Annotated in this window: 1 protein-coding gene (running past one end of the window); it reads left to right on the top strand. The window is 69.2% G+C overall.

The genetic code is table 11. From position 1 onward, the window contains the following. Positions 1-12,544 carry the 3' portion of a non-ribosomal peptide synthase/polyketide synthase gene (locus ACFXKN_RS13040; protein WP_379433021.1) on the top strand. Its footprint begins 32,027 nt before the window's first position, so 12,544 of the gene's 44,571 nt are visible here — the last part of the coding sequence; its start codon lies beyond the left edge, outside the window; the stop codon is at positions 12,542-12,544.

Genomic DNA, 12,544 nt, shown 5'->3' with positions numbered 1-12,544 from the left:
CCTGTCGTTCCAGAACCTGGCCGACACCACCTTCGAACTGCCCGGCCTGACCGTCAGCGCCGTCGACTACGACTCGCAGCTGGCCAAGACCGACCTGCACGTCACCCTCTACGACCGCTACACCGACGACGGCGCACCGGCCCAGCTGGTCACCGAATTCGGTTACGCCATCGATCTTTTCGACGAGGCGACGGTCCAGAGCTTCGCCGACCGCTTCCTGCTGGTGCTCGACGCGGTCGCCGCCGACGCCACCATCGCGGTCGGCGATATCGACCTGCTCACCACGCCGGAAGCCGAGCGGATCGTCACGGCGTGGAACGACACCGCGCACGCGGTCGACACCGACGCCACTCTGGTCTCGCTGCTCGACGCGACCGTGGCAGCCACGCCCGACGCGATCGCGCTGGTTGTGGATGAACCAGAATCCGACACGATCGCTCTGGTCATTGATGGCTCGGAATCCGACGGCGGTTCCGCCGACGTGACTGCGTCGGCCGGTACCTCCGAGGGCCTGATGGGCGCACATGTCGGTTCCGCCGGCCGCATCGTTGGCGGTCGTCGTGAGCTGACCTATGCCGAACTCGATGCCGAGGTCAACCGTCTTGCGCGGCACCTGATCTCGCGCGGGATCGGCACCGAAGACCGGGTAGCCCTGGCTATCCGCCGCTCCGCCGAGCTGGTCATCGCGATGTACGCGGTGGCACGCACGGGCGCGGCGTATGTGCCGATCGACCCGGATCAGCCTGCCGAGCGTACCGACTACATCCTGGAGACGGCCGCACCTGCTGTCGTGCTGACCACGGCGAACGCCGAATTCAGTACAGCGGCAGCTGAAGTGGTTGTCCTCGATGAGCTCGACCTGGCCGGTGTCAGCGATGCCGCGATCACCGGGCGCACCCTGGTCCCTGCGAATACCGCGTATGTGATCTTCACGTCCGGCTCGACCGGCAAGCCCAAGGGTGTCGCGGTCTCGCATGGCGCGATCGTGAATCAGTTGTTGTGGGAGACGGCTGAATTCGGTATCGGGGCTGATGACGCGGTCTTGCTCAAGACCGCCGCGACCTTCGACCTGTCGGTCTGGGAGTTCTGGACCGCCGCTGTCGCGGGTGCTCGTCTGGTGGTCGCTACCGCTGATGGTCATCGTGACCCGGCCTATCTCAACGATCTGATGCGGGCTACCGCCGTCACCACGTTGCATGTGGTGCCCTCGATGCTGGATGCGTTGCTGACCGAATCCGGTGCGGCACTGCCGCGTACGTTGCGTCGTGTTCTCGCGATCGGTGAGGCGTTGCCGGCCGTGACCGCGCAGCGTTTCCGCACGGCCAATGCCGCCGCGTTGTTCAACTTGTATGGCCCGACCGAGGCCGCGGTCTCGATCACCAGTCACGCGGTGACGGACGCGGACAAGGTGTCGGTCTCGATCGGTGTGCCGGAGTGGAACAGCCGTGTCTATGTGCTGGATTCGCGTCTGCGTCCGGTTCCGGTGGGTGTTTCGGGTGAGCTGTATCTGGCCGGTGCTCAGCTGGCGCGCGGCTACTACGGTCGCGCGGATCTCACCGCCGACCGGTTCGTCGCCGATCCGTTCGCGGTGACCGGCGAGCGCATGTACCGCACCGGTGACCTCGTCGCCTGGAACACCGACGGCGAGTTGGACTATCGGGGTCGTACCGACTTCCAGGTGAAGATTCGTGGTTTCCGTATCGAACTCGGCGAGATCGAAGCCGCGCTGCTGCGTCAGCCGGGCATCACGTCGGCTGCCGTGCTCGCTCACACCGACCCTGTCGTCGGCGACCGGCTGGTCGCCTATGTCGTGGCCGGAACCGCTTCCGAGGAGACCGCCGCCGTCGCGACCGACAGTGGCGCGCCGTCTCGCTCGGCCGCTGATCGCACTGAGGTCGACAAGTTCGCGCTGCGCACCGCCCTCGCCGCCGAGCTGCCGTCGTACATGGTTCCGACCGTGTTCCTGCAGCTCGACGCGCTGCCGCTGAACGCCAACGGCAAGCTCGACCGCAAGGCGCTGCCGGAGCCCGAGGTCGAGAAGGCCGTGTTCCGCGCGCCGGTGAGCCCGAGCGAACAGCTCGTGGCCGCCACCTTCGCCGAGGTCCTTCGCCTCGATGTCCAGCCGCGACCGGCGGGCCCGGAGGCGGTAGCGAAGCGTGACCACGCAGGGCCCTCGGGAGCGGCTGAATCCGGCACAGCCAAGCGTTTCGGCCTCGATGACGACTTCTTCGCCTGGGGCGGTAACTCGCTGCTGGCCACGCAGGTCGCCGCCCGCCTCGGCGAGGCGCTCGACACCCGGATTCCCGTGCGCCTGCTGTTCGAGGCGTCCACGGTCGCTGCCCTGGCTCATCGGGTCGAGCAGCACGCCGAAACCGGAGATCGCAAGGCGCTCACGGCCGGTCCGCGTCCCGAGCACATCCCGCTCTCGCTCGCACAGCAGCGGATGTGGTTCCTCAACCGCTTCGACACCCAGTCCGCGGCCTACAACGTCCCGGTCGCGGTACGGCTCACCGGTGACCTCGACGTGGCCGCGCTGCGTGCCGCGGTCACCGACCTGGTCTCGCGCCACGAGATCCTGCGCACCGTCTACCCGCAGACCGAATCGGGTGCGGCACAGGTGATCCTGTCGCCCGCGCAGGCCGCGCCGGAGCTGATCGAACGCACCGTCGCCGCCGACGAGGTGGAATCGGCGGTCGCGGAACTGATGTCGACCAGCTTCGATGTCACCGTCGAGGTGCCGCTGAAGCTCGCGCTGTTCCGCGTGGAGCACACCGATGAGTTCGTGCTCGCCCTGGTCGTGCACCACATCTCCGGTGACGGATCCTCGGTCGCCCCGCTGACCCGCGATCTGATGACCGCCTACGCGGCCCGCTCGATGGGCTCCGAGCCCGGCTGGTCGCCGCTGGCCGTGCAGTACGCGGACTACAGCATCTGGCAGCGCGACCTCCTCGGCAGCGAGGACGACGCGGAGTCCATGGCGGCCAAGCAGGTCGCGCACTGGAAGCAGGCCCTCGCCGATCTGCCCGATCAGCTCGACCTGCCCGCCGACCGTCCGCGCCCCGCGGTGCAGACCTTCGCGGGCAGCAAGGTCGACGTCCAGATCGACGCCGACACCCACCGTGCGCTGGTCGAACTGGCCCGCGCCGAGGGTGCGACGCTGTTCATGGTCGTGCACACCGCCCTCGCCGTGCTGCTCGCGCGCCTGTCCGGCACCGACGACATCGCCATCGGCACCCCGATGGCCGGTCGCGGCGAAGCCGCGCTCGACGACATGATCGGCATGTTCGTCAACACCCTGGTGTTCCGCACCAAGGTCGACGGCGGCGAAGCCTTCACCGAGCTGCTGGCCCGCCAGCGCGAGGACGACATCGCGGCGTTCGCCAACGCCGACGTGCCGTTCGAGCGCCTGGTCGAGGTGCTCAACCCGGTTCGCTCCACCGCGCGGCACCCGCTGTTCCAGGTGGGCCTGTCGTTCCAGAACCTCAGTCGCGCCACCCTGGAACTGCCGGGTCTGACCGTCTCCGGACTCGACATCGCCACCGAGCTGTCGCAGTTCGACCTGCACCTGATCGCCACCGACCGCTACGGCGATGCCGGTGAGCCCGAAGGCATCTCGGGTCTGTTCACCTACGCGACCGACCTGTTCGACCACGCCACGGTCGAAGGTTTCGTGGAGCGTTTCGTCCGCCTGCTCGGCGCGATCGTCGCCACCCCGCGCACCGCGGTCGGCGATATCGAGCTGCTGGCACCGGCTGAACGCACTCAGGTGCTCGACGCCCGCAACGCCACCGCCTACGCGGTCGACACCGAGGCCACCCTGGTCTCGCTGCTCGACGCGTCGGTGGCCGCCGACCCGAAGTCGACCGCCCTGGTCACCGACGATGGTGCCCAGCTCACCTACGCCGAACTCGACGCGAAGGTGAACCGTCTCGCACGGCACCTCATCTCGCTGGGTGTGGGTCCGGAGTCCCGGGTCGCGCTCGCCATGCGCCGCTCGGTGGATCTGGTTGTCGCGATGTACGCGGTGGCCAAGTCCGGTGGCGCGTATGTGCCGGTCGACCCCGATCAGGCGGCCGAGCGCACCGACTACATCCTCGAGACGGCGGCACCGGTCTGCGTGCTGACCAACGCCGAGTTCGCCACCGATGTCGCGCCCGTGGTCCGCATCGACGAGCTCGACCTCGAATCGATCGGCGCCGCACCGATTTCCGATGCCGAGCGCACCGAACCGCTGGGTCCGGAGAACACCGCGTACGTGATCTTCACGTCCGGCTCCACCGGTCGGCCGAAGGGTGTCGCCGTTGCGCACGGCGCGATCGCCAACCAGCTGCAGTGGAAGTTGATCGAGTTCGGCATGGACGCGGCCGACGCGGTGCTGCTCAAGACCGCCGCCACCTTCGACCTCTCGGTCTGGGAGTTCTGGTCGGCCGCGGTCTGCGGTGGCCGCCTGGTGATCGCCTCGGCCGACGGCCATCGCGACCCGGCCTACCTCAACGAACTGATGGCCCGCGAATGGGTCACCACCCTGCACGTGGTGCCGTCGATGCTCGACGCGCTGCTCGCCGCGGGGATCCCCGATTCGCTGTGGCGGGTCCTGGCCATCGGTGAGGCGCTGCCGGGCTCGCTGGCCCAGCGTTTCCGCACCGAGTTCAGCCGCACCGAGCTGTTCAACCTGTACGGCCCGACCGAGGCCGCGGTCTCGATCACCTCGCACCGCGTGAACGCCGCCGACCAGGTGTCGGTCTCCATCGGTTCGCCCGAGTGGAACAGCCAGGTCTACGTGCTCGACGAGCGCTTGCGCCCGGTGCCCGACGGTGTCGCCGGTGAGCTGTACCTGGCAGGCGCGCAGCTGGCTCGCGGCTACTTCGGTCGCCCCGACCTGACCGCCGATCGTTTCGTCGCCAACCCGTTCACCCCCGGTACCCGCATGTACCGCACCGGTGACCTGGTGGCCTGGAACAACCGCGAACTCGACTACCGCGGCCGCACCGACTTCCAGGTGAAGATCCGTGGCTTCCGGATCGAGCTCGGCGAGATCGAGGCCGCGCTGCTCGCGTTGCCAGAGATCGCGCAGGCCGCGGTGGTTGCGAAGTCGGACCCGCGCACCGGTGATCGCCTGGTGGCGTACCTGGTCGGCGCCGGGGCGACGGTGGGTGGAGCCACCGAAGTCGATGTGGCACTGGTCAAGTCGACGCTGGCCGCCGGCCTGCCGTCGTACATGGTGCCTGCCGCGTTCGTCGTCATGGACGCGCTGCCGCTGAACGTGAACGGCAAGCTCGACCGCAAGGCGCTGCCGGAGCCGGAGTTCGAGGCGCAGGCCTTCCGCGCGCCGTCGACCCCGATCGAGGAGATCGTGGCAGGCGTGTTCGCCGATGTGCTCGGCGCCGAGCGCGTCGGCGCCGACGACGACTTCTTCGCCCTCGGCGGCAACTCGCTGCTGGCCACCCAGGTCGCGGCCCGCCTCGGTGCCGCACTGGACAGCCGGGTGCCCGTGCGCCTGCTGTTCGAGGCGTCGACGGTGGCCGGTCTCGCGGTGAAGGTCGAGCAGGGTGCGGGCGCCGGTGGGCGACGTGCGCTGGTCGCCGGACCGCGCCCGGAGCAGGTGCCACTCTCGCTCGCGCAGCAGCGCATGTGGTTCCTGAACCAGTTCGACACCGCGTCCTCGGTGAACAACATCCCCGTCGCCGTCCGACTGTCGGGCGCGCTGGATGTCGAGGCATTGCAGCTGGCCGTCGCCGATGTGCTCGCGCGGCACGAGACCCTGCGCACGGTGTACCCGTCGACCGACGGCACCCCGCACCAGGTGATCCTGCCGGTCGAGGGCAATATTCCGGATTTGACACCGGAAACCGTTGTTCCCGAACAGGTTCGAGACAAGATCGCCGAGCTGATCTCCACCGGCTTCGATGTGATCGACGAAGTTCCGTTGCGCGCGAAGCTGATGCAGGTCGCCGACGAGGAATTCGTCCTCGTCTTCGTCGCCCACCACATCAGTGCCGACGGCTGGTCCATGGGCCCGCTGACCCGCGACGTGATGATCGCCTACGCCGCCCGTGCCGCAGGCGAGGCGCCGGGCTGGGCGCCGATGCCGGTGCAGTACGCCGACTTCAGCGTCTGGCAGCGCGAGGTCCTCGGCGCCGAGACCGACGACACCAGCTTGGTCGCCCAGCAGGCCGACTACTGGAAGCGCGCACTCGCCGGTGTCCCCGACGAGCTGAACCTGCCGCTGGATCGACCGCGTCCGAACACGCAGTCCTTCGCCGGTGGCCGGGTGCTGTTCCCGATCGGCGGCGACATCCACGCCGGGCTGTCCGCCATCGCCCGCGAGCAGAACGCGACGCTGTTCATGGTCGTGCACACCGCACTCGCGGTATTCCTGGCGCGCATGTCGGGCACCGAGGACATCGTCATCGGCACCCCGATCGCCGGCCGTGGTGAGGCCGAACTCGACGACGTGATCGGCATGTTCGTCAACACCCTGGCCCTGCGCACGCAGGTGGGCGGGCAGCTGAGCTTCGCGGAGCTGCTGACCCAGGCCAAGGAAGCCGACCTGGCCGCCTTCGCGCACGCCGACATCCCGTTCGAGCGCCTGGTGGAACTGCTCAACCCCGAGCGCTCCACCGCGCGGCACCCGCTGTTCCAGGTGGCGCTGTCGTTCGAGAACCTGCCCGACGCCAGCTTCGAGCTGCCGGGTCTGTCGGTCTCGGCCGTCGACTTCGACGTCGACACGGCCAAGTTCGACCTGCTGCTCACCGTGCGTGAAGCAGCGGCCGGTGACGATGCTGGTGCATACGCCGAGTTCTCTTACGCCAGTGCGCTGTTCGACCAGTCGACAGTCGAGAAGTTCGCGCAGCGCTTCCAGCGTCTGCTCGCCGAGGTCGTCGCCGACACCACCACCCCGGTCGGCGATCTCGAACTCCTCGACGGCACCGAGCGCACCGAACTGCTCACTCGCACAGGCGGTCCCGCCGCTTCGGTGAGCACACTGCCGGAGCTTTTGGCGCAGGCCGTGGCGGCCAACCCGACCGGACAGGCCGTCGTCGCGCCCGGTGAGTCGGCAGACAGCGGTCTGATCGGCGCGCTCACGACGGTGTCGACCGAGGGCGAGTCGATCGCGTCGCTGACCTACGCCGAGCTCGACGCGGCCTCGTCGCGCCTGGCCCGCGAGCTCGTCGAGCGCGGTGCGGCACCGGAAACGGTCGTCGCCATCGCCCTGCAGCGTTCGCTCGACACCACCCTGGCGATCTGGGCCGTCATCAAGACCGGCGCGGCATTCCTGCCGGTCGACCCGAAGTACCCGGCCGAGCGCATCGCGCACATGATGTCGGACTCCGGTGCGGCACTGGGCATTACGGTATCGGCCGAGGTCGACCACCTGCCGACGCCCGCACTGGGTGACTGGCTGACACTCGACGACACGGCCACTCGGGCCGCGATCGCCGCACAGTCCGACGCCCCGATCACCGAGGCCGACCGCCGTGGCGCGGTCCGCCCCGGCAACACGGCCTACATGATCTACACCTCGGGTTCGACGGGCCTGCCCAAGGGCGTCGTCGTCACCCACGCCGGTGTGCCCAACTTCGCCGCCGCCCAGGTCGCGCAGTTCGGTCTCGACAAGAACGCTCGGACCCTGGCCTTCGCGTCACCGTCGTTCGATGCCTCGATCCTCGAGTTCCTCCTGGCCGTCGGCTCGGCGGGCACCCTCGTCATCACGCCGATCGGTGTGGTCGGCGGCGAGGAGCTGGCCGACATCATCGCCAGCCAGCAGCTCACCCACGTGTTCCTCACCCCGCTGGTCGCGGCGTCGATGGAACCCGCGGCGCTGGCCGGACTCGAAGCGCTGATCGTCGGTGGCGACAAGGCCCCCGTCGACCTGGTCGCGAACTGGCACAGCGCGGGCTCCGACCCGGCGCACCACCGGTTCTACAACGCCTACGGTCCGACCGAGGCGACCATCGCCACCAACCTGTCCGATCCGCTGCTGCCGGGCGACACCATGAACATCGGTGGCCCGATCGCGGGCGCGACCGTGCTGGTGCTCGACAGTCGCCTGCGTCCGGTGCCCGAAGGTGTGGCCGGCGAGCTGTACCTCGGCGGTGTCCCGTTGGCTCGCGGCTACCACGCGCGCCACGGCCTCACGGCCGAGCGTTTCGTGGCCAGCCCGTACGCCGACGGCGAGCGCCTGTACCGCACCGGTGACGTCGTCGCCTGGCGCACGGTGCACGGCAAGCCGGTCGTGGAATACGTGGGCCGCAACGACTTCCAGGTGAAGATCCGCGGTTTCCGGATCGAACTGGGCGAGATCGACGCGGTCCTCACCGCGCACGACGACGTCGAGTTCGCCGCCACCATCGGCCGCAAGACCGACGCGGGCGCGACCATCCTGGTGTCCTACGTGCGCGCCAGCTCTGTCGATGACGGCGAGCCTGAGGGCCCTGCGGGGTCACGCTCCGCTACCTCCTCCGGGCCCGCCAGACGCGCCGTGGACCCGGCCGCCCTGGTCGAGTACGCGGCACAGCACCTGCCCGCGCACATGGTGCCCGCCGCGGTGATGGTCCTCGACGAGATCCCGCTGACCCCCGCGGGCAAGCTGGACCGTCGCGCACTGCCCGAGCCGGTGCTCGCCCCGCGCGAGTTCCGCACGCCGACAAGCGAAGTCGAGGCGATCATCGCCACCGTCTACGCCGAGGTGCTCGGAGTCGACGCCGTCGGTCTGGACGATTCGTTCTTCGCCCTCGGCGGCGACTCGATTTTGTCCATCCAGCTGGTCTCGCGCGCCAAGGACCGCGGCGTGCTCTTCAAGCCGCGCGATGTGTTCGAAAAGCGCAGCGTGGCAGGGCTCGCCGAGATCGCCGTGCTCGCGGGCGATGCCGAACAGATCGTCCTCGAGGAACTGCCGGGCGGCGGCGTCGGCGACATCCCGATGCTGCCGATCATGCGCCAGATCCTCGCCGGTGGCTCCACCTACGACCGGTTCTCCCAGTCGATGGTGCTGCGTCTGCCCGAGAACATCACCGCCGAGGTCCTGCACGCCACCATCGGTGCGGTCTTCGACCACCACGACGTGCTGCGTTCGCGCGTCGCTCGTACCGAAGCGCCCGTGAGCGCGGATCAGTCGGGCAGCGAGAACGGCTGGGTCTTCGAGGCTTTGGCGCCGGGCGAGGTCGACGTGACCGCACTCGTGCGCCGGGTCGAGGTCGCCGGTGACATCGCCGACGATCAGCTCTCCAAGCTGGCCAGCGTCGAATACGACAAGGCCATGGGTCGTCTCGATCCCGCAGGCGCCGCCATGGTGCAGTTCGTCTGGTTCGCCTTCGGTGAGCCCGCCGAGGGCCCGCGCCGCCGCGACGCGCTGCTCATCGTCGGCCACCACTTCGTGATCGACGGCGTCTCCTGGCGCATCCTGATCCCGGACCTCGGCATGGCCTGGGGTCAGATCGCGGCGGGTCAGCAGGTTGCGCTGCCCGTCAACGGCACCTCGATGCGGCGCTGGGCGCACAGCCTGGTGGAGCAGTCGACGGACCGTCGCGCGGAACTGCCGTTCTGGCGCGAGGTTTCGGCCACCGCCGATCCGCGGCTCGGTGCGCGGGCATTCGACCCGCAGGTCGACACCTTCGCCACCGTCGACCGGGTGCAGGTCACCCTCTCGCCCGAGGTCACCGACGCGGTCCTCACCGCGATCCCCGGCCTCTACCACGGCGGCGTCAACGACGGCCTGCTCACCGCACTCGCGCTGGCCGTATCCCGGTGGCGCGGTGACGAATCCGGCACCGCGGCGCTGATCAAGCTGGAAGGCCACGGCCGCCAGGAAGAGATCGTCGCCGGTGCCGACCTGTCGCGCACGGTCGGCTGGTTCACCACCGCCTTCCCGGTCCGCCTCGACCTGGCAGGCGCCGACCTCGACGACGCGTTCGCCGGTGGCGCCGTGCTCGCCGACGTGATCAAGTCGGTCAAGGAGCAGATGCTGGCCGTGCCCGACAAGGGCATCGGTTACGGCATGCTCAAGTACCTGACCGCCGAGGGCGCGGATCTGCCGAGCGTCGGCCAGATCAGCTTCAACTACCTCGGCCGCGCGACCGCGGGTGAGATCCCCGCCGAGCTCGCCGAACTCGGCTGGGTGCCGGTGGCGGACCTGGGCCAGCTCGACGCCGAGATGGACCTCGACATGCCGGCCAACGCGACGCTGGATATCAACGCCATCGTCAACGACGGCGACGAGGGCCCGCAGCTCGGCGCGAACATCGCGTTCCCGAAGGGGCTGCTCACCGTCGAACAGGCCCAGGGCTTCGCCGATCTGTTCGTGGCCGCGCTGACCGCGCTCGCCACCCACGCGCAGCGTGCCGACGCGGGTGGTTTCACCCCGTCCGACATGCCGCTCGTGCGGGTCGGCCAGTCCGATATCGAGCTCTGGGAGCGCGACTACCCGGCGCTGTCGGAGGTCTGGCCGCTCTCGCCGCTGCAGGCGGGCCTGATGTTCCACGCCATGATCAGCTCGGCGACCGTCGACGTCTACACCGTGCAGGCCGTCCTCGACCTGACCGGCACCCTCGACACCCAGCGGTTGCGCGGGGCCGCCCAAGCCGTGCTCGACCGGTACCCGAACCTGCGGACCGCGTTCGTCACCGATTCGGCGGGGCAGCCCGCGCAGCTGGTGCTCTCCGAGCTCGAGGTGCCGTGGCGCGAGGTCGACCTCACCGACCTGCCCGAAGACGAGCGGATGCCACGCATGCGCCAGCTGCTGCTCGCCGACCAGGCCAACCAGTTCGACATGGCCACCGCGCCGCTGATCCGCTTCGGCCTCTACACGGTCGGCGAGGGTAAGGCGCACCTGGCGATCACCGTCCACCACATCCTGGTCGACGGCTGGTCCATGCCGCTGCTCATGCGCGACCTGCTGGTTCTGTACGCGGTGCACGGTGACCTCACCGCGCTCCCGCGCGTGGCGTCCTACCGCAACTTCCTGTCCTGGCTCTCGGGCTGGGATCGTGAAGTGTCGCTGCAGGTGTGGTCCGAAGCGCTGGCCGGGGTCGAAGCCCCCACCCAGCTCGCGCCCGCGCCGCGCTCCGAGGAACGCTACGAACTCGGCAAGGTCATCGTCGAGATCGACAACGACCGCACCAGGGCGCTCGGCAAGTTCGCCGGTGAACTGGGTGTCACCGTGAACACGCTGTTGCAGACCGCGTGGGGCATCGTCGTCGGGCGCCTCACCGGCCGTGACGACGTGGTGTTCGGCGCGACTGTCTCCGGTCGCCCGGCCGAGTTGCCCGGCGTGGAGTCCATGGTCGGCCTGTTCATCAACACCCTGCCCGTGCGCATCCAGATCGACGACCGGATGACCGCGGAGAAGCTGACCCAGCGGGTGCAGTCCGAGCAGGCCGAACTGCTCAGCCACCACTTCGTCGGCCTGTCCGACATCCAGCGGGTGGCCGGTATGGGCTCGCAGTTCGACACGCTGGTGGTGTTCGAGTCCTACCCGATGGACAAGGACGCCGTCACCGCGGCGAGCTCGATCGACGGCATGCAGGTCACCGGTGTCGGCCTCGACGACGCCACCCACTACCCGCTCACGCTGGTGGTGATGGCCGAGTCGACCATCGAGATCACGATGAAGTACCTGACCAGCACCTTCACCGCCGACGAGGTTCGTACGCTGTCGCAGCGCCTGCTGCGCGTGCTCGACGAGCTGCTCGACAACCCGACCGGCCTGGTCGGCGACATCGACATCCTCGACGCGAGCGAACGGGCTCAGCTGCTCGCCGATTCCGGTGTGACAGCCGCTGTTTCGGCCCCGGTCGCGACGGGCGTCGGCGCGCAGACAGTGGCGAAGGTGCTGGCCGAGGTCGTCGAAGCCGACCCGCAGGCCCCCGCCCTGCTGCGTGGCGACAGCGAAATCGCCTACAGCGCACTGGATCGCAAGTCCTCGCAGCTGGCCCGCGTGCTCATCGCCCGCGGTGCGGGCCCCGGCGACGTGGTCGCGATCTCGCTGCCGCGCAGCGTGGATTCGGTCCTCGCCGCCTGGGCGGTCCACAAGGCGGGTGCCGCGGTACTGTTCGCCGGCGAACTCCCCGGCGTCGAGATCGCCGCTGCCGGAGCGGCATTCGGTGTCAGTGCGACCCCGGTCGCCGGCGTGGCAGGCCAGTGGTTGGTCCTGCCCGACATCGAGGCCGACATCACCTCTGCCGCCGCACATCCGGTTTCCTACGCCGACCGGGTCCGCCCGCTCGCCGAAAACCACCCAGCCTTCGTATCGGTCTCCGGCGAGAACGCCACGGTCCTCGACCAGTCCGAAGCGGTAGCCATGGCCGAACGCCTCCGCGACGAACACGGCATCGACTACGAATGCACCACCTACACCACCCACGCCTCCGGCCCGGCCGCCATCCAGGAATTCCTGGCCTCGTCCACCGCGGGCGCCCTGTCGGTCCTGCCCAACGGCTCGGTCGAAGACGACCTGGCGGACGGGGAGGTCACCCACTGGTTCGTCACAGCGGTAGATCCGACCGACGCGGCCGACGGTGAAGTCCGGGTGATCATCGCGGAGTAG

Origin of the sequence: Nocardia sp. NPDC059195 (assembly GCF_042754695.1) — a bacterium.
In the GTDB taxonomy this organism is placed as follows: Bacteria; Actinomycetota; Actinomycetes; order Mycobacteriales; family Mycobacteriaceae; genus Nocardia.
The sequence above is the reverse complement of the archived record's forward strand: the minus strand, read 5'-3'. Positions and strand labels throughout refer to the sequence as shown.